The sequence below is a fragment of the Streptomyces sp. NPDC050423 genome (assembly GCF_040655445.1).
Lineage (GTDB): Bacteria > Actinomycetota > Actinomycetes > Streptomycetales > Streptomycetaceae > Streptomyces.
In genome coordinates this window covers 1-17630 of the sequence record NZ_JBFAJY010000072.1, presented here as the reverse complement: position 1 = coordinate 17630, position 17630 = coordinate 1, and the positions used below count along the sequence as shown (strand labels likewise).

The 17630-nt window shown below is 72.4% G+C and carries 21 protein-coding genes; 5 read left to right on the top strand and 16 right to left on the bottom strand.

Annotated elements, in window-relative coordinates:
* Positions 1-117: 117 nt before the first annotated feature.
* The 6 genes from trpC to hisI all read right to left on the bottom strand — a co-directional run bounded on the left by trpC (position 118) and on the right by hisI (position 4708).
* A complete protein-coding gene (gene trpC / locus AB0I52_RS32080) occupies positions 118-927 on the bottom strand; it encodes an indole-3-glycerol phosphate synthase TrpC (RefSeq protein WP_362953682.1) in 810 nt (269 codons plus the stop codon).
* Between the two features lie 115 nt (positions 928-1042).
* Positions 1043-1612, bottom strand: coding sequence for a DUF2752 domain-containing protein (locus AB0I52_RS32075; RefSeq protein WP_363078581.1), 570 nt, complete (start codon positions 1610-1612; stop codon positions 1043-1045).
* 79 nt (positions 1613-1691) lie between these two features.
* On the bottom strand, positions 1692-1940 hold the full coding sequence (locus AB0I52_RS32070; RefSeq protein ID WP_362953681.1) for an HGxxPAAW family protein: 249 nt from the start codon (positions 1938-1940) through the stop codon (positions 1692-1694).
* A gap of 139 nt (positions 1941-2079) precedes the next feature.
* The gene (locus AB0I52_RS32065; RefSeq protein WP_363078579.1) at positions 2080-2739 is read right to left on the bottom strand and encodes a TIGR02234 family membrane protein; all 660 of its coding nucleotides are present in this window, start codon (positions 2737-2739) and stop codon (positions 2080-2082) included.
* A gap of 86 nt (positions 2740-2825) precedes the next feature.
* Positions 2826-4313, bottom strand: coding sequence for an anthranilate synthase component I (locus AB0I52_RS32060; RefSeq protein ID WP_363078577.1), 1488 nt, complete (start codon positions 4311-4313; stop codon positions 2826-2828).
* Between the two features lie 11 nt (positions 4314-4324).
* Positions 4325-4708, bottom strand: coding sequence for a phosphoribosyl-AMP cyclohydrolase (gene hisI, locus AB0I52_RS32055; protein WP_363078575.1), 384 nt, complete (start codon positions 4706-4708; stop codon positions 4325-4327).
* An 84-nt stretch (positions 4709-4792) separates the two neighbouring features.
* Between hisI and AB0I52_RS32050 the strand changes: the two genes are divergently transcribed.
* Entirely contained in the window at positions 4793-5425 is a 633-nt protein-coding gene (locus tag AB0I52_RS32050; RefSeq protein ID WP_363078573.1) for a TIGR03085 family metal-binding protein, read from the top strand.
* A 34-nt stretch (positions 5426-5459) separates the two neighbouring features.
* On the opposite strand, the gene AB0I52_RS32045 is transcribed toward AB0I52_RS32050, so the two are convergent.
* The 10 genes from AB0I52_RS32045 to hisD form a co-directional block, all read right to left on the bottom strand.
* Complete coding sequence (locus AB0I52_RS32045; RefSeq protein ID WP_363078571.1) at positions 5460-6710, bottom strand: MFS transporter; 1251 nt, start codon at positions 6708-6710, stop codon at positions 5460-5462.
* 27 nt (positions 6711-6737) lie between these two features.
* Positions 6738-7325, bottom strand: coding sequence for a helix-turn-helix domain-containing protein (locus AB0I52_RS32040; RefSeq protein ID WP_363078569.1), 588 nt, complete (start codon positions 7323-7325; stop codon positions 6738-6740).
* 145 nt (positions 7326-7470) lie between these two features.
* Positions 7471-8226, bottom strand: a complete 756-nt coding sequence (gene hisF, locus AB0I52_RS32035; RefSeq protein ID WP_363078567.1) for an imidazole glycerol phosphate synthase subunit HisF — start codon at positions 8224-8226, stop codon at positions 7471-7473.
* Positions 8223-8621, bottom strand: a complete 399-nt coding sequence (locus tag AB0I52_RS32030) for a RidA family protein (RefSeq protein ID WP_363078565.1) — start codon at positions 8619-8621, stop codon at positions 8223-8225. The genes hisF and AB0I52_RS32030 overlap by 4 nt, the downstream gene beginning before the upstream one ends.
* Positions 8618-9343, bottom strand: coding sequence for a bifunctional 1-(5-phosphoribosyl)-5-((5-phosphoribosylamino)methylideneamino)imidazole-4-carboxamide isomerase/phosphoribosylanthranilate isomerase PriA (priA, locus tag AB0I52_RS32025; protein ID WP_363078563.1), 726 nt, complete (start codon positions 9341-9343; stop codon positions 8618-8620). Before priA ends, AB0I52_RS32030 begins: the two co-directional genes overlap by 4 nt.
* Entirely contained in the window at positions 9343-9984 is a 642-nt protein-coding gene (hisH, locus tag AB0I52_RS32020; RefSeq protein WP_362953662.1) for an imidazole glycerol phosphate synthase subunit HisH, read from the bottom strand. The genes priA and hisH overlap by 1 nt, the downstream gene beginning before the upstream one ends.
* 8 nt (positions 9985-9992) lie before the next feature.
* On the bottom strand, positions 9993-10160 hold the full coding sequence (locus AB0I52_RS32015; protein ID WP_164494307.1) for a hypothetical protein: 168 nt from the start codon (positions 10158-10160) through the stop codon (positions 9993-9995).
* Complete coding sequence (hisB, locus tag AB0I52_RS32010; protein WP_363078561.1) at positions 10157-10759, bottom strand: imidazoleglycerol-phosphate dehydratase HisB; 603 nt, start codon at positions 10757-10759, stop codon at positions 10157-10159. The genes AB0I52_RS32015 and hisB overlap by 4 nt, the downstream gene beginning before the upstream one ends.
* Positions 10756-11883 (bottom strand): histidinol-phosphate transaminase, encoded by a 1128-nt coding sequence (locus AB0I52_RS32005; protein ID WP_363078559.1) that lies wholly within the window; start codon positions 11881-11883, stop codon positions 10756-10758. The genes hisB and AB0I52_RS32005 overlap by 4 nt, the downstream gene beginning before the upstream one ends.
* Positions 11880-13202 (bottom strand): histidinol dehydrogenase, encoded by a 1323-nt coding sequence (hisD, locus tag AB0I52_RS32000; RefSeq protein ID WP_363078557.1) that lies wholly within the window; start codon positions 13200-13202, stop codon positions 11880-11882. The genes AB0I52_RS32005 and hisD overlap by 4 nt, the downstream gene beginning before the upstream one ends.
* Positions 13203-13379: 177 nt before the next feature.
* Here hisD and AB0I52_RS31995 point away from each other — a divergent pair, with 177 nt between their 5' ends.
* From AB0I52_RS31995 to ybaK, 4 genes are all read left to right on the top strand, one after another.
* A complete protein-coding gene (locus tag AB0I52_RS31995; RefSeq protein ID WP_363078555.1) occupies positions 13380-14981 on the top strand; it encodes an oxidoreductase in 1602 nt (533 codons plus the stop codon).
* Between the two features lie 245 nt (positions 14982-15226).
* Positions 15227-16264 (top strand): hypothetical protein, encoded by a 1038-nt coding sequence (locus AB0I52_RS31990; protein ID WP_363078553.1) that lies wholly within the window; start codon positions 15227-15229, stop codon positions 16262-16264.
* Positions 16265-16269: 5 nt separating this feature from the next.
* Positions 16270-17013: an LON peptidase substrate-binding domain-containing protein gene (locus AB0I52_RS31985; RefSeq protein WP_363078551.1), complete on the top strand. Its 744-nt coding sequence runs from the start codon at positions 16270-16272 to the stop codon at positions 17011-17013.
* Positions 17014-17035: 22 nt separating this feature from the next.
* Entirely contained in the window at positions 17036-17539 is a 504-nt protein-coding gene (gene ybaK, locus AB0I52_RS31980; protein WP_363078548.1) for a Cys-tRNA(Pro) deacylase, read from the top strand.
* The last annotated feature ends 91 nt before the right edge of the window (positions 17540-17630 follow it).

Genomic DNA, 17630 nt, shown 5'->3' with positions numbered 1-17630 from the left:
GGTCACCCGCGGGCCGCCCCCCAGACGTCCGGGGCGGGGGGCGGGGGGGGGGCGGCGCCCGGCCCCCCCCCCCCCCCCGGGACCCGCACACGGAACGGTCGGCGGACACGGGTGCGGTCAGCTCCGTCCGTGCCGGAGCGCCGGGTGGGCGCCCGCGGCGACCAGGTCGGCGACGGCGCCGCGCGGGTCGCGGCCGGTGACCAGGGACTCGCCGACCAGCACGGCGTCCGCGCCGGCGTTGGCGTAGGCGATGAGGTCGTGCGGGCCGCGGACGCCGGACTCGGCGACCTTGACGATGCGGTCGGGGATCTCGGGGGCGACGCGCTCGAAGGTGGAGCGGTCGACCTTGAGGTCCTTGAGGTTGCGGGCGTTGACGCCGATGATCCGCGCGCCGGCATCCACCGCTCGCTCCGCCTCCTCCTCGTCGTGCGCCTCGACCAGCGGCGTCAGGCCGATGGACTCGGCGCGCTCGATCAGGGAGACCAGGGCCTCCTGGTCGAGGGCGGCGACGATCAGCAGGGCCAGGTCGGCGCCGTACGCCCGCGCCTCCCACAGCTGGTACGAGGTGACGATGAAGTCCTTGCGCAGGACCGGGATGTCGACCTTGGCGCGGACGGCCTCCAGGTCGGCCAGCGAACCGCCGAAGCGGCGCTCCTCGGTGAGGACCGAGATGACGGACGCGCCGCCCGCCTCGTAGTCCGCGGCGAGTGCGGCCGGGTCGGCGATGGCGGCAAGGGCCCCCTTGGAGGGGCTGGAGCGCTTTACCTCGCAGATGACGGTGACGCCCTCGCCGCGCAGGGCGGCGACTCCGTCCTTCGCCTGGGGAGCGCGCGCCGCGCGTTCCTTCAGCTCATCGAGGCTGACGCGCGCCTGCCGCTCTGCGAGGTCGGCGCGTACGCCATTGATGATCTCGTCGAGCACACTCACGCGAGCGGCCCCCTTCCGGGACGGTGACAAGGGAACAGGATCAGCCATACCGATGGTATCCGCAGGAGGCCGATGGGCCCGCATCCACCCGACAGATGTCCCACTACCTGGGCATTCACGGCGTCAGCGCCGACCCGAACGGCAGATTCCGGACGACGGTGAAGATCATGAGAACGGCTCCGATCCCCCACCAGTGGACGGGCTTCAGCGCGATCCGCACGGGCTTCCCGGTGGCCGCGCGGACCATCCAGAGGACCCAGAGCACGGCGAAGATCCCGTAGCCGATGACGGCGAGGGCGTTGGAGCCGAACGCCACCGCGAGGTCTCCGTGGGCGACGGCATGGGCGCTGCGCAGCCCGCCGCAGCCGGGGCAGTAGATGCCGGTGAAGCGGAGCAGCGGACAGACCGGGTAGTGGCCCGGCTCGTTGGGGTCGACGGAGCCGACGAAGGCGAAGGCCCCGATGACGCCGGCCATGACACCGGCCGGGGCGGCGATCCGCCGCAGCCGTGAGGCGGGGACGGGGGCCGGCGGGAAGACCGGCGGGAACGGGCCCCGGTGCCCGGCGGGCGGACCGGGCGCGGGCAGGTGGCCGTCGGGAGCGGGCCGGTGGCCGGGAGCCGCGGAGGCGCCGGACGGCCGGCCCGGCGTCGGCGGGGCGGCGGATGGTGAGGGCGAGGCGTCCACCCGGTGATTGTCGCCTCTGACGCGGGAAGGCGCAGCCCGGTCCGGGCTGCGCCTCGCGTGCGTACGTGCTGCGGACGGGTCAGGAGGTCTGCGCATGTCCGGCGCGGTCCCTGGCCTGGGCCAGCTCCGCCGACTCCTTCGGCATGCCCAGACCGGCGGCCTTCATCGCGACGCCGACGATCCCGCCGATGACGGTGACGGCGATGCCGGCCCAGAAGCCGAGCGGGTTGGCCGCGACCATGAAGACGCCTGCGATGCAGAAGCCGATGAAGGAGATGATGACACCGGTCCAGGCGGCCGGGGTGTGTCCGTGGCTGCTGCCCGCCATGAGTTTGCTCCTCGTTGATGTTGCGCTGTTGGTGTCGCTCGGTGTCACTGTGCGCAGAGCCGGTGCCGCTGTGGGTGCCGCTGTGCTGTGAGCTCCGGGCCATTGTCCCGTACGTACGGAAAGGACGTGAGCTGGGGGGTCATGCCTCGCGCGTCGGGTCCTCGCCGCGGTCCAGAGCCTTCCACAGGTCCTCGGGCCGGTCGGGATCCAGGGCCTTGCGAGGGGCCTTGCGGGGGCGCGGGGTGCCGTCGCGCTCGTACCGCCCGGACATCGTGGGCCAGCGCTTGCCGTAACGCAGGGCGAGCAGCCCGGCGAGCAGGATCAGCAGACCGCCGGCCGCGGTCACGTAGGGCCAGGCGGTGTGGCTGAGGGCGCCGATGGTGGCGGAGCTGTCGCCGGTGGTCCTGGCGGCCTGCTCGTCGAGCGCGGTGCTGTCGGAGGCGCCGAGGAAGGCGCTCAGCGCGGCGCCGAGCCCGCTGAGGGCCAGCAGCCCCGCGACGAGCAGCCGGCCGCTGCGGCGGACGGCGAAGACGGCGACGAGGGCGGCCAGGCCGACGATGGCGAGGGCGGCCGGGAGACCGGTGACGTCCTGTCCGTCGGCGCTCAGCGGCAGGGCTCCGCCGCCGACCGCGGCCCGGCCCTCGGCCCAGGTCTGCCCGGAGGCGAGCAGGACGACGGTGGCACCGGCTGCCCCGAGGAGCAGGCCGGCGGCCAGGCTTCGGCGGCTTCCCGCGCTGTCGGGCGCGGGGAGGGCTTCGGCACGGGGCTGGGGTACGGAGACAGCACTCACGTACTCCACTATCCCCTACGGCCCCGGGGTTACCGGCACACGGGGGGTGTGAGATGGAGCCCCTCGCCCCGCGCCCCGGGTGCGCCGGCAGACTCTCAGGCGCCGCCGAGGCGGTTGGCCGTGTGCACGGCGCGCAGCACCGCCGCGGCCTTGTTGCGGCACTCGGTGTCCTCGGCGACCGGGTCGGAGTCGGCGACGACGCCCGCCCCGGCCTGGACGTATGCCGTTCCGTCGCGCAGCAGGGCGGTACGGATGGCGATGGCGGTGTCGGAGTCCCCGGCGAAGTCGAGGTAGCCGACGCAGCCGCCGTACAGACCGCGGCGGGTGGGTTCGAGTTCCTCGATGATCTGCATGGCGCGCGGCTTCGGGGCGCCGGAGAGGGTGCCCGCCGGGAAGCAGGCGGTGAGGACGTCGAAGGCGGTGCGGCCCTCGGCGACGCGGCCGGTGACGGTGGACACGATGTGCATCACGTGGGAGTACCGCTCGACCGACATGAAGTCGACGACCTCGACGCTGCCGGGTTCGCAGACCCGGCCCAGGTCGTTGCGGCCGAGGTCGACGAGCATCAGGTGCTCGGCGCGTTCCTTCGGGTCGGCGAGGAGTTCCTCGGCGAGGGCCTGGTCCTCCTGCGGGGTGGCGCCGCGGTGCCGGGTACCGGCGATCGGGTGGACCATCGCGCGGCCGTCCTCGACCTTGACGAGGGCCTCGGGGCTGGAGCCGGCGACGTCGAAGCCGTCGAACCGGAAGAGGTACATGTACGGCGAGGGGTTGGTGGCGCGCAGCACCCGGTAGACGTCCAGCGCGCTCGCGGTGCACGGGGTCTCGAAGCGCTGGGAGGGGACGACCTGGAAGGCCTCGCCGGCCCTGATGCGCTCCTTCACGTCCTCGACGGCGTCCTGGTAGGCCTTGCCGCCCCACAGCGCGGTGTACGGCGGGAGCTCGGAGGGCGGCAGGACGGCGGGGGTGTTCTCGACCGGGCGGCGCAGGTCCCGCTCCATGGCGTCGAGCCGGGCCACGGCGTCGGTGTACGCCTCGTCGACGCCGGTGGCCAGGTCGTTGTGGTTGATCGCGTTGGCGATCAGCAGGACGCTGCCGGCCCAGTGGTCGAGGACGGCGAGGTCGGAGGTGAGCAGCATGGTCAGCTCGGGGAGCTTCAGGTCGTCGCCGCCGCTCTCGCCGATCCTCTCCAGCCGCCGCACGATGTCGTAGCCGAGGTAGCCGACCATGCCGCCGGTGAAGGGCGGCAGCCCTGAGTCCGGTTCGTGCGGGGTGTGCAGGGTCTCGATGGTGGCGCGCAGGGCCTGGAGCGGGTCGCCGTCGACGGGGACGCCGACCGGCGGGGTGCCGGTCCAGTGGGCCCGGCCGTCCTTCGCGGTGAGCGTGGCGGCGCTGCGTACCCCGATGAAGGAGTAGCGCGACCAGGTGCGGCCGTTCTCCGCGGATTCGAGGAGGAAGGTGCCGGTGCGCTCGCCCGCGAGTTTGCGGTAGAGCCCGACCGGGGTGTCGCCGTCCGCGAGGAGCCGGCGGGTGACGGGGATGACGCGCCGGTCGACGGCCAGCTTGCGGAACGTGTCGAGATCCATGGCGGCAGACCCTACTGTCCGAGCGGGAGGACGTCGGCGTCGAAACAGGTGCGCTCGCCGGTGTGGCAGGCGGCACCCGTCTGGTCGACCCGGACGAGGACGGTGTCGGCGTCGCAGTCCAGGGCGACGGACTTGACCTGCTGGATGTGGCCGGAGGTGTCGCCCTTGACCCAGTACTCCTGGCGGCTGCGCGACCAGTAGGTGCAGCGGCCGGTGGTCAGGGTGCGGTGCAGGGCCTCGTCGTCCATCCAGCCGAGCATCAGTACCTCGCCGGTGTCGTACTGCTGGGCGATGGCCGGGACCAGTCCGTCGGCGCCGCGCTTGAGGCGGGCGGCGATGGCGGGGTCGAGGCCGCTGGCGGGCGGTGGGGTGCCGGGCGTGGGCGTGCTGGTCATGTGCCCATTGTGCCGTGGCGGCGAGGGCCGTCCGGGCGTGCGTCCACTGGGCGGACGCTGGACAGCGGTCGTACGCTGGCGCACATGTCGACCCATGCGAAGCGCGAACGACTTCTGCTCGCCGATCTGTTGGAGGCGGCGGGCCCGGAGGCCCCGACCCTCTGCCACGGCTGGACGGCCCGGGACCTGGCGGCCCACGTGGTGGTGCGGGAGCGCAGGCCCGACGCGGCGGCCGGGCTGCTGATCGGCCCCCTGAAGAGCCGGAGCGAGCGGATCACGAACGAGTTCACCTCGAAGCCGTACGAGGAGCTGGTCCAGCTCATCCGTACGGGACCGCCGCGGATGTCCCCGTTCGGGGTGAAGCAGCTGGACGAGGCCGCCAACACCGTCGAGTTCTTCGTCCATACGGAGGACGTGCGCCGGGCCCAGCCCGACTGGTCGGCGCGGGAGCTGGACCCGGTCTTCTCCGATGTCCTGTGGTCGCGCACGGAGAAGGCGGCCCGGGTACTGGGGCGGAAGGCCCCGGTGGGGCTGGTGCTGCGCCGCCCCGACGGGCAGACCGTGGTCGCGCACAAGGGCACCCCGGTGGTGACGGTGACCGGTGAGCCGGGCGAGCTGCTGCTGTTCGCGTTCGGGCGGCAGGACGCGGCGCGGGTGGAGCTGGAGGGCGACCAGGAGGCGATCTCCCGGGTGACGACGGCGAAGCTCGGTATGTAGGTCCGAGTCCGGCGGCGGGCCGCCGCACCGGTGCTCAGCGCGGGAGTTCCGCGCGGCGCAGCGGGGAGACCAGCAGGCCCGCCACCGCCCCCGACGCGCACAGCGAGGCGCTGGCGACGAAGACCGGGCCGGTGCCCCAGAGGGCGACGGCCGCGCCGGTGACCGGGTAGCTGAGCGGCGCGAGGGCGTGGGTGAAGAGCGTCGAGACCGAGGTGACCCGGCCCAGGTAGGCCGGGTCGGCGGCGGTCTGGACGAGGGCGCCGCACAGGGCGCCGCCGAGTCCGGCGAAGAGCCCGATGAGGGCCGCGACACCGGCGGCGAGCGGCACGGAGGGCGCGTACGCCAGGGCGGCGATGGCGAACGCTCCGGTCAGTACGGTGACGCACATGACGAGCCCGGCCCTGGGCAGCCGCCCCCGGACGGCGAGCAGCAGGGCGGAGGCGCCCGCGCCGATGCCGAAGGCGGCGATAATCCAGCCCATTCCGGAGGCTCCCCAGCCGCGTTCCTCGCTGAGCAGGATCAGGCCGAGGTTGAGCGGTCCCACGAAGCCCAGTTCACTGACGGCGACGACGAGCATCAAGGGGCCCAGCAGCGGGTGGCGGCGGATGTGGCGCAGCCCGTCGACGAGTTCGTGCCATGCCGTTCCGGCGGGTTCGGCCGACTGCTCCGGTGCCGGCGGCAGCGGGCTCATCCGTACGGCCAGCAGCAGCGGCAGCGAGACGGCGAAGAGCACACCGGCCGCGGCGAAGGCGAGGACCGGGCCGCCGAGGGCCACGGCGACGCCGCCGAGCGGGGCGCCGACGACGCCGGCGGTGCGGGAGGCGAGGCCGCGCATGCCCTGGACCCGGGCGAGCTGTCCGGCCGCGGTGATCCGGGGCGGCAGCGCGCCGACGGCGGGCAGGAAGAGGGCGTCTGCCGCGCCGAAGACCAGGGCGACGGCGATCAGCATCCACACCGTCGGCGAGGTGATGAGCAGCGTCCCGGCCAGGCCCAGGATGACGAGGCAGCGGACGGTGTCGCTCACGACCACGACGCGGCGCGGCCCGAACCGGTCGGCGAGCACTCCCCCGCCGAGCAGCAGCAGGGCCCTGGGTATGGAGCCGGCCGCCAGCACGAGGCCGGTCTGGGAGGCGCTTCCCGTGCGGGCGGCGGCCCAGGCGAGGGCCATGTAGTAGACGCTGTCGCCGATCGTCGACGCGGTGTAGGCACCGAGCCAGCGCAGGACGTTGCCGTCGCGGTGGGCGGGGCGTTCGGGAGTCTGTCCGGTGGTGAGCGTGACGGTCACGGGGGCGTGTCCTCTCGGGTGGCCGGGTCAGGTCCGGAACGGGAATCCGTACAGGTGCATCGCGACGTTCTCCCGGCCTTCCGTGCCGCCCGCCTCCTCACGGGCACGGCCCTGTTCCTCGTACCGGTCGACGATCTCGTGCACCTCGCGGCTGAGCGCGGAAAGCTCCTCGGCAGTCAGCCTGGCCAGGTACTCGGCGCTGTTGGAGGCAGCGCGCCACTCCGACGGCCAGCTCTGGTACGCATCGAGGAAGCGCCGGTACATCTCGATGTGCTGGTCGAACGAAATCCGGCCGACGGCGGCGCGGGTGGCGACCTTCTCGGGGGCGTCGTTGAAGTCCTCGTCGTGGAAGTTCAGCCCCTTCGAGGAGGTCTGCCACCAGCGCTCGCGGCCGTCCTTGCCCTGCGCATCGGCCGCCTCGATCAGGCCGTGGTCGGCGAGCTTGCGCAGGTGGTAGCTGACCAGTGAGACCTGCTCGTCCACCTGCTCCGCGAGCTGGGAGGCGGTGGCCTGCCGGGCGATGTAGAGCGCTCGGTAGAGCCTCATCCGCAGGGGGTGCCCGAACGCCTTGAGCGTGTCGAGGTCGGACACCCGGCGTGATTCGTTGCTTGCCATGCCCCCACGGTAGATAGGAAAGAAATCTTGCGCAATATATTTTGCGCAATAAAAATTGCAGAACTTGGCTCGTCACGGCGGCGCACACGAAGACGTCACCGGCCTTCACGGCCGGTGACGTCTGACGGGGCTCGGTGGACGGGGCTCAGCGGACCGGGTGGCCGGCCTCCCGGAGAGCGCCCTTGACCTCGGAGATCCGCAGATCGCCGAAGTGGAAGACGGACGCGGCGAGGACCGCGTCGGCCCCCGCGCCGACGGCCGGCGCGAAGTCCGCCAGCCGCCCCGCGCCGCCGGAGGCGATGACGGGGACGGTCACGTGCTTGCGGACCGCCGCGATCATCTCGGTGTCGTAGCCGTCCTTCGTGCCGTCGGCGTCCATCGAGTTGAGCAGGATCTCGCCCGCGCCGAGCCCGGCGGCCCGGTGCGCCCATTCGACGGCGTCGATGCCGGTGCCCCTGCGGCCGCCGTGCGTGGTGACCTCGAAGGTGCCGGCGGGGGTGCGCCGGGCGTCCACGGAGAGCACCAGCACCTGGCGGCCGAAGCGCTCGGCGATCTCCCGGATCAGCTCCGGGCGGGCGATGGCCGCGGTGTTGACGCCGACCTTGTCCGCGCCGGCCCGCAGCAGCTTGTCGACGTCGTCGGTGGTGCGGACTCCGCCGCCGACGGTGAGCGGGATGAACACCTGCTCGGCGGTGCGGCGCACCACGTCGTACGTCGTCTCCCGGTCGCCGCTGGACGCGGTGATGTCGAGGAAGGTCAGCTCGTCGGCACCCTCGGCGTCGTACAGCTTCGCCATCTCCACGGGGTCACCGGCGTCGCGCAGGTTCTGGAAGTTGACGCCCTTGACGACGCGGCCGTTGTCCACGTCGAGGCAGGGGATGACACGTACCGCGAGCGTCATCGGGCACCTGCCCGGTAGGCCTCGATCTCGATCTCGACGACCAGGCTCGGGTCGACGAAGCCGGACACGATGATCATGGAGGCGGCGGGGCGCACGTCGTCGAACAGCTCCTTGTGGGCACGGCCGACGTCGTCGACGTCCCGGGCGTGCGTGAGGTACATCCGGGTGCGGACGACGTCCTCGCGGCCCAGGCCCACCTGCTTGAGCGCCGCGAAGGCGACCTCGAAGGAGGCGACGGCCTGCTCGTAGGGGCCGCCGGCGGAGATCTCCCCGCCCGCCACCGAGGTGCACCCGGCCACCAGCACCAGGCCGCCTGGCAGCTCGACCGCGCGGGAGTAGCCGAACTTCTCCTCCCAGGGGGCGCCGGAGGAGAAGCGCCTGACGGAGTCGGTCATACGGAGACCGCCTCCAGCGCCTCTTCCAGGGTGAACGCCTTCGCGTACAGCGCCTTGCCCACGATGGCGCCCTCGACGCCCGCCGGCACGAGCGAGGAGATGGCCCGCAGGTCGTCGAGCGAGGAGACGCCGCCGGAGGCCACGACGGGCTTGTCGGTGGCGGCGCAGACGTCTCTCAGGAGTTCCAGGTTGGGGCCCTGGAGCGTGCCGTCCTTGGCGATGTCGGTGACGACGTAACGGGCGCAGCCCTCGGAGTCGAGGCGGGCGAGCGTCTCGTAGAGGTCGCCGCCGTCGCGGGTCCAGCCGCGGCCGCGCAGGGTGGTGCCGCGCACGTCGAGGCCGACCGCGATCCGGTCGCCGTGCTCGGCGATGACCTTGGCGACCCACTCGGGGGTCTCCAGGGCGGCGGTGCCGAGGTTGACCCGGCGGCAGCCGGTGGCGAGCGCGGCGGCGAGCGAGGCGTCGTCGCGGATGCCGCCGGAGAGCTCGACCTTGATGTCCATGGCGCCGGCCACCTCGGCGATGAGCGCGCGGTTGTCGCCGGTGCCGAAGGCGGCGTCCAGGTCGACGAGGTGCAGCCACTCGGCGCCGGCGCGCTGCCAGGCGAGTGCGGCCTCCAGCGGGGAGCCGTAGGAGGTCTCCGAGCCGGACTCGCCGTGCACCAGGCGGACCGCCTGGCCGTCGCGGACGTCTACGGCGGGGAGCAGTTCAAGCTTCGGCATTACAGCGTCTCGATCCAGTTGGTCAGCAGCTGGGCGCCGGCGTCGCCGGACTTCTCGGGGTGGAACTGGGTGGCCCACAGCGCGCCGTTCTCCACGGCCGCCACGAACCGTTCGCCGTGCGTGGCCCAGGTGACCCTGGGGGCGCGGATCTTCGCGTTGGTGACTTCGAGGGACCAGTCGTGCGCCGCGTACGAGTGCACGAAGTAGTACCGGGCCTCGGCGTCGAGTCCGGCGAACAGCCGGGAGTCCTCGGGGGCCTCGACGGTGTTCCACCCCATGTGCGGGACGACGTCGGCCTTGAGCGGGCCGACGGTGCCCGGCCACTCGTCGAGTCCCTCGGTCTCCACGCCGTGCTCGATGCCGCGCTCGAAGAGGATCTGCATGCCGACGCAGATGCCCATGACGGGGCGCCCGCCGGAGAGCCTGCGGCCGATGATCCATTCGCCGCGGGCCTTCTTCAGGCCCTCCATGCAGGCGGAGAACGCGCCGACGCCGGGCACCAGCAGCCCGTCGGCGTTCATCGCCGTGTCGAAGTCGCGGGTGATCTCGACGTCGGCGCCGACCCGGGCGAGGGCGCGCTCGGCGGAGCGGATGTTGCCGAAGCCGTAGTCGAAGACGACGACCTTCTTCTTCGTGTTCACACCCGCCCCTAGTCCCAGAGTCCCTGGATCCGCATGACGCCTGCGACCAGGCACATCACGGAGCCGATGCCGAGCAGCACGATGACGCCCTTGGGCATGCCCTGCTTCGAGAAGGAGTAGACCCCGCCGGCCAGGAAGAGGCCGACCAGGATCAGGATGGTGTTGAGGCCGGTCACAGCGCGCCCTTCGTGGAGGGGAGGATGCCGGCCGCGCGGTGGTCGTGCTCGCTGGCGTAGCGCAGGGCGCGTGCGAGCGCCTTGAACTGGCACTCCACGATGTGGTGGGCGTTGCGCCCGTACGGGACGTGGACGTGCAGGGCGATCTGCGCCTGGGCGACGAACGACTCCAGGATGTGCCGGGTCATCGTCGTGTCGTACTCGCCGATCATCGGCGCCATGTTCTCGGGCTCGGTGTGCACCAGGTACGGGCGGCCGGAGAGGTCGACGGTGACCTGGGCGAGCGACTCGTCGAGCGGGACGGTGCAGTTGCCGAAGCGGTAGATGCCGACCTTGTCGCCGAGGGCCTGCCGGAAGGCGGCGCCGAGCGCGAGGGCGGTGTCCTCGATGGTGTGGTGCGAGTCGATGTGCAGGTCGCCGTCGGTCTTGACCGTGAGGTCGAAGAGTCCGTGGCGGCCGAGCTGGTCGAGCATGTGGTCGTAGAAGCCGACCCCGGTCGCGACATCGACCTTGCCGGTGCCGTCGAGGTTGATCTCGACGAGCACGGAGGTTTCCTTGGTGGTCCGCTCCACTCTTCCTACGCGGGCCTGGCGAGTCATGCGTCGTGCTCCTTCTTGAGTTCGCGTACCGCATCGAGGAACGCGTCGTTCTCTGCCGGGGTCCCTGCGGAGACCCGCAGCCATCCCGGTACGCCGTTGTCCCGGACCAGGACGCCCCGGTCGAGGATGTGCTGCCAGGCCGTGTGGCTGTCGGCGAAGCGTCCGAACTGGACGAAGTTGGCGTCCGAGTCGGTGACGTCGAAGCCGAGGGCGCGCAGCTCGGTGACGATCCGGTCGCGCTCGCCCTTGAGCTGGGCGACGTACCCGAGGAGCGTATCGGTGTGCTCCAGGGCGGCGAGCGCGGTGGCCTGGGTGACGGAGGACAGGTGGTACGGGAGCCGCACCAGCTGGACCGCGTCCACGACGGCGGGGTCCGCGGCGAGGTAGCCGAGCCGCAGTCCGGCGGCGCCGAACGCCTTCGACATGGTGCGCGAGAGCACCATGTGGGGGCGGCCCTCGATCAGCGGGAGCAGCGAGGCGTGGTGGCTGAACTCGCCGTACGCCTCGTCGACCACGACCATCGACGGCCGGGCGGCCTGTGCGGCGTCGTACAGCGCGAGGACGGTCTCGGCGTCGACGGCGGTGCCGGTGGGGTTGTTGGGCGAGGTGATGAAGACGACGTCGGGGCGGCGCTCGGCGATGACCGCGCGGGCCGCGTCGACGTCGATGGTGAAGTCCTCGTTGCGCGGGCCGGAGATCCAACCCGTTCCGGTGCCGCGGGCGATGAGGGCGTGCATCGAGTACGAGGGCTCGAAGCCGATCGCGGTGCGGCCGGGGCCGCCGAAGGTCTGCAGCAGCTGCTGAAGCACCTCGTTGGAGCCGTTGGCCGCCCAGACGTTGGCGTGGCCCACCCGGTGCCCGGCGGCGCGGGTCAGGTAGCGGGCCAGCTCGGTGCGGAGCTCGACGGCGTTCCGGTCGGGGTAGCGGTTGAGGTCGCGGGCGGCCTCGCGGACCCGTTCGGCGATCCGGTCGACCAGGGCCTCGGGGAGCGGGTAGGGGTTCTCGTTGGTGTTCAGCCGGACCGGGACGTCGAGCTGGGGCGCCCCGTACGGGGACTGGCCGCGCAGTTCGTCCCGGATCGGGAGGTCGTCGATGCGGGTCGGCGTGGAGCTGTCGTTCGTCACTGCTGCGGTACCTTCCAGCCGAACCTGGCCTTCAGCGCGGCGCCGTGGGCGGGGAGGTCCTCCGCCTCGGCGAGGGTCACGACGTGGTGGGTGACCTCGGCGAGCGCGTCGCGGGTGTAGTCGACGATGTGGATGCCGCGCAGGAAGGACTGCACGGACAGGCCCGAGGAGTGGCAGGCGCAGCCCCCGGTGGGCAGCACGTGGTTGGAGCCGGCGCAGTAGTCACCGAGCGAGACCGGGGACCAGGGGCCGACGAAGACCGCCCCGGCGTTACGGACCCGGTCGGCGACGGCGGCGGCGTCCGCGGTCTGGATCTCCAGGTGCTCGGCGGCGTACGCGTCGACGACCGTGAGGCCGTCCTCCAGGTCGTTGACCAGGACGATCGCGGACTGCCGGCCGGCCAGCGCGGGCTCGATCCGGTCGGTGACGTGCTTGGTCGCGGCGACCTGCGGCTTCAGCTCGGCCTCGGTGGCGGCGGCGAGCTCCTCGGAGTCGGTCACCAGCACAGCGGCGGCCATCGGGTCGTGCTCGGCCTGGCTGATCAGGTCGGCGGCGACGTGCACCGGGTCGGCGGTGGAGTCGGCGAGGATCGCGATCTCGGTGGGGCCGGCCTCGGCGTCGATGCCGATGCGGCCCTTGAGCAGGCGCTTGGCGGCGGCGACGTAGATGTTGCCGGGGCCCGTGACGAGGTTCACCGGCAGGCAGTCCTCGGTGCCGTACGCGAACATCGCGACGGCCTGGGCGCCGCCGGCCGCGTACACCTCGTCGACGCCCAGCAGGGCGCAGGCCGCCAGGATCGTCGGGTGCGGCAGTCCGCCGAACTCCTTCTGCGGCGGGGAGGAGACCGCGATGCCCTCGACGCCCGCCTCCTGGGCCGGGACGACGTTCATCACGACGGACGACGGGTAGACGGAGCGCCCGCCCGGCACGTACAGCCCGACGCGCTCGACGGGCACCCACTTCTCGGTGACGGTGCCGCCGGGCACGACCTGGGTGGTGTGCGTGGTGCGGCGCTGCTCGCGGTGGACGAGCCGGGCGCGGCGGATCGACTCCTCCAGGGCGGCGCGCACGGCGGGATCGAGCCGCTCCAGCGCCTCGGTGATCGCACCGGCCGGGACCCGGATCGAGCCGATCCGCACCCCGTCGAATTTCTCCCCCCAGTCGATCACTGCCGCCGAGCCACGATGGCGTACGTCCTCGCAGATGGGCCGCACCGTCTCCAGGGCGGCTTCCACGTCGAACTCGGCACGGGGCAGCAGGTCGCGCAGGGCGCCGCCCTCGGGGAGGGCATCGCCGCGCAGATCGATTCGAGAGATCACACCGCAATTCTCTCAGACCGCCCCAGGCGCCCGGACGCCCGTATCACTGGCTGATACATGCCCTTGCTGTCACGGCTGACTATTTGCGTTCATACGGTCACTCAGAGGGAATAACGGGATTACCGACCGACCCCTCTTGTGCCGGTCGGTCCAAGGCTCCGAGCGGAAGGGGCATCGGTGACCGAACCGCACGACGGGGATTTCCCGGACGATCTCAGCGCGGCCGAGCTGGGCATGTGGCAGTCCTTCAGGAACGGGACCACCTACGATCTGCGCTCCCGTGACGCAGCCCTCAACGATCCGTTCGCCCCGCTCGTCTGGGGCCCGGAGCGCAGTGTGAACGCCCGGGTCGTCGCCCGGCTGCTGCTGAGCGGCCCGAAGGCCAGGCCCGGCCGGGTGGCAGCGCTGAAGCTGCGGGGCCTACGCGTCACCGGGAAGCTGGATCTCGCGGGCGGGCGGGTGGATCCGTACGTGGAACTGACCGGCTGCCGCTTCGAGCAGGAGGTGGTGCTGCCCGAGTGCCACTTCACGACCTTGCGGATGGTCGGGTGCGCGATCCCGCGCCTGGAGGCGGCCCGGCTGCGCACCGAGGGCGATCTGCATCTGCCGCGCTGCCGGGTCGAGCGGGGCATCCGCCTCACGGACGCGCAGATCGGCACGGACCTGCTGATCAACCAGATCTACATCGGCCCCGACCGGCAGGGCCGGGCGTTCATCGGCGACGGGCTCACGGTCGCCCAGGACCTCCAGGCCGAGATGATCGAGACGCTCGGCGAGCTGAGCCTGCGCGGCGCGAAGGTCGGCGGTTCGCTGAGCCTGCGCGGCAGCCGGCTCCGGGCCACGCAGGGGCTCCGCGCGCTGAACGCGCCGCAGCTGAGCGTGGAGCGGACGCTGTACATGAGCGAGGCGTGGGTCAGCGTGGACACCGGTAACCAGGGCAACACTCCCCCGTACGGCACCGTCATGTCCCCGACGCCCGCGCACGGCACCCGCGCGCAGGTCTTCCGGTGCCGGGGCGGGGTGCGGCTTGACGACGGGCGATTCGGTGACGCGGTCGATCTGCACAAGGCCGTCTTCGTCCTCGTCGGCCACGAGGAGCTGTCGCTGCGCCGGATAGTGGCTCCCGAGCTGAGGTTCAACCCGGAGCGCCCGGCCCAGGGCCGGGTGGTGCTGAACGGGGCGAAGATCGTCACGCTGATCGACGTGTCGACCAGCTGGCCGGGTCCCGGCGGTCTGGCGATGGGCGGATTCGTGTACGAGAACCTCGTCCCGTACGGGCACTTCCCGCTCTCCCGGCGCCTGGAGTGGGTGGCCGCGGCGACCCCCGAGTACGTGCCGGAGCCGTACGAGCGCCTCGCCACCGTGCTCCGCAACAGCGGCGAGGACGCGGACGCCCGCGAGGTGCTGCTCGCCAAGCAGCGGCGGCGCCGCGAGACCCTGCCGCCCGCCGCGAAGCTCTGGGGCTACCTCCAGGACTGGACGGTGGCGTACGGCTACCGGCCGGGGCGGGCCGCGGTGTGGATGGCGGTGCTGTGGGCGGCGGGCGCGGTGGCCTTCTCGCAGTACCGGCCGGCGGCGATCAAGGGGAGCGAGCATCCGGAGTGGAACCCCTCGCTGTACGCGCTGGACCTGCTGGTGCCGGTGATCAACCTCGGCCAGGACGGCTACTGGCTGATGGAGGGCGGCTGGCAGTGGGTGGCGGCCGCCCTGATCCTGCTGGGTTGGATACTGGCCACCACCGTCGCGGCCGGCGCCTCCCGGCTGCTGAGCCGCAGCTGACCGCGGAGCGGCCTCGCCGCGGCGGACCGAGAGGCCCTCCACCCGCTCCGCGAATGGGTGGAGCGGGTGCCGAACGCCGCCCACCGCTTCGGGCACACCACGCGACGGCTACCCCCACAACGACAGAAACAGGCCAGATTCCGCGATTTCCTTTACTTTTTCTTGACCGCGCCGAGGGCAACCCATTCACTCGGCACCAAAGTTTCACAGCCCCCCTCTGGCGCCGCCCCGACCAGCGCTTTTCAATGGTCTGCACCATGCCTTTCCTCCGCGCTCTGCTCCGTACCGTGCGCGTGATCCGGCACACCCCGGAACTGATCGCCGGGTTGCCCGCGGACCATGCGGTGATGCTCGACGCCCCCGACGAGAGGCTGTCGCCCGCGCTGGTCGCCGCCGCGCTCGGGGAGTACGAGCCGGCCGCGAAGCTGCTGGCCACCACGCGGGACGGGGCCGAGTGGGAGAGCCGGGACCGCTATCTGAGGCGGATCGTGGCCTTCGCCCGCAGCCGGGACGGCTGGCTGGGCGACTGGCTGGCCGCCGCCCCGCACGACCCCGACGCGCTGCTCGTCAAGGCCCAGCTCGCCCTGTCGCGCGCCTGGGAGTCGCCCGCCCGCGCGGAGCAGCTGCGCGAGGTGGGGCCGATGATCACGGCCGCGGCGGAGTGCGATCCGCGCGATCCGGTGCCCTGGCGCCTCGCGCTCGACCACGCCCGCGGCACGCGTGCGACGCACACCACGTTCGAGACGCTGTGGGAGCAGGCCATACAGCGCTCCACGCACCACTACGGCTGCCATGTCGCCGCCCTCCAGTACCTCTCCGCCGCCTGGTACGGCTCGCACCGCGAGTGCTTCGACTTCGCCGAGCGGGCCGCCGAGGACTCGCTGCCCAGTTCCCTGGTGCAGGCGCTGCCGCTGCGGGCGGCCTTCGCCCTGCTGACCGAGGGACCGGACGCGCGGACCACCTCGGTGCAGATGGAACGGATCGACCGGGCGGCGGATCTGGCGATCGCCCTCTCCCTCTCCTTCGAGCCCGGTGACCCGTGGCCGGCCGAGATCCGCAACCTGCTCGCGTACGTACTGGTCGTACGGGGCCGCTGGGACGAGGCGCTGGAACAGTTCCGGCAGATCGGCCCCCACGCCGCCTCGTTCCCGTGGTCCTCGGTGTCCGAGGATCCGCTCGGCAGGTTCCTCGACACACGCGACGGCACCCGGCTCCAGGTGGCGTCTGTGACGCCCTTGCGACACCGGGCCGACCGGGGACGGACCCGCGGCCATTACGCTTGAGCGTTGTGACCACCGCTCGCCTGCCTCTGTTCCCGCTGAACGCGGTGCTGTTCCCCGGCCTCGTGCTGCCGCTGAACGTCTTCGAGGAGCGCTATCGCGCCATGATGCGCGAACTGCTGAAGACCGATGAGGACGAACCGCGCCGCTTCGCCGTGGTCGCCATCCGCGACGGCCGCGAGACCGCGCCGACGGCTGCCGGAATGCCGGATCCGGCGCGCGTTCCCGTCGAGCGCGGCCCGGCGGACGGCTTCGGGCCCGATCCCCTCCAGACGTTCCACCGGGTGGGCTGTATCGCCGACGCGGCGAAGATCCGGGAGCGCTCGGACGGCAGCTTCGAGGTCCTCGCGACCGGCACCACCCGGGTCCGGCTGCTCTCGGTGGACGCGAGCGGCCCCTTCCTGACGGCCGAGCTCGAAGAGCTGGAGGAGGATCCGGGCGAGGACGCCGGTGTGCTCGCCGAGGGTGTCCTGCGGGCCTTCCGCAGCTACCAGAAGCGGCTGGCGGGCGCGAGCGAACGCTCCCTCACCACCGGCGCGGACCTGCCCGACGACCCGTCCGTCGTCTCGTACCTGGTCGCCGCCGCGGCCGTGCTGGACATCCCCGCCAAGCAGCGACTGCTCCAGGCCCCGGACACCGCGACCCGGCTCCGCGAGGAGCTGACGCTGCTGCGTTCGGAGACCGCCGTCATCCGGCATCTGCCGTCGCTGCCCGCGGTCGACCTGACCCGCGCCCCGACCCACCCCAACTGAGCGACCGGAGGGCCACTCCCCCGTGGCGAAGAAGCCGAAGAAGCAGCACCAGTCCGGCGGCACCCCGGCAACGGTCGCGCTGACCACGGCCGGCACGGTCTTCACGCTGCACGCCTACGAGCACGACCCGGCGTCGGCCTCCTACGGCGAGGAGGCGGCCGAGGCCCTGGGCGTCTCCCCCGACCGGGTGTTCAAGACCCTGGTCGCCGACGTGGACGGCCGGCTGACCGTCGCGGTCGTCCCGGTCGCCGGCTCCCTGGACCTGAAGGCCCTGGCGGCGGCGGCCGGCGGCAAGCGGGCGACCATGGCGGACCCGGCGGCGGCGGAACGGACCACGGGCTACGTCCGGGGCGGCATCTCCCCCCTGGGCCAGCGCAAGCGCCTGCCCACGGTGCTGGACGAATCCGCACGGGCCCACGACACGGTCTGCGTCTCGGCGGGCCGCCGCGGCCTGGAGGTCGAGCTGTCCCCCACGGACCTGGCATCGTTGACGGACGCGGTCTTCGCGTCGATCGGCCGCGGCTAGGGCGTGTTTCGAAAGTCCCGCCTGCCCGGCGGTGTCTGGCACGCACGCTCGCCGCGTTGTCGGGATCGCCCCGATACAACCAGTATCGGGG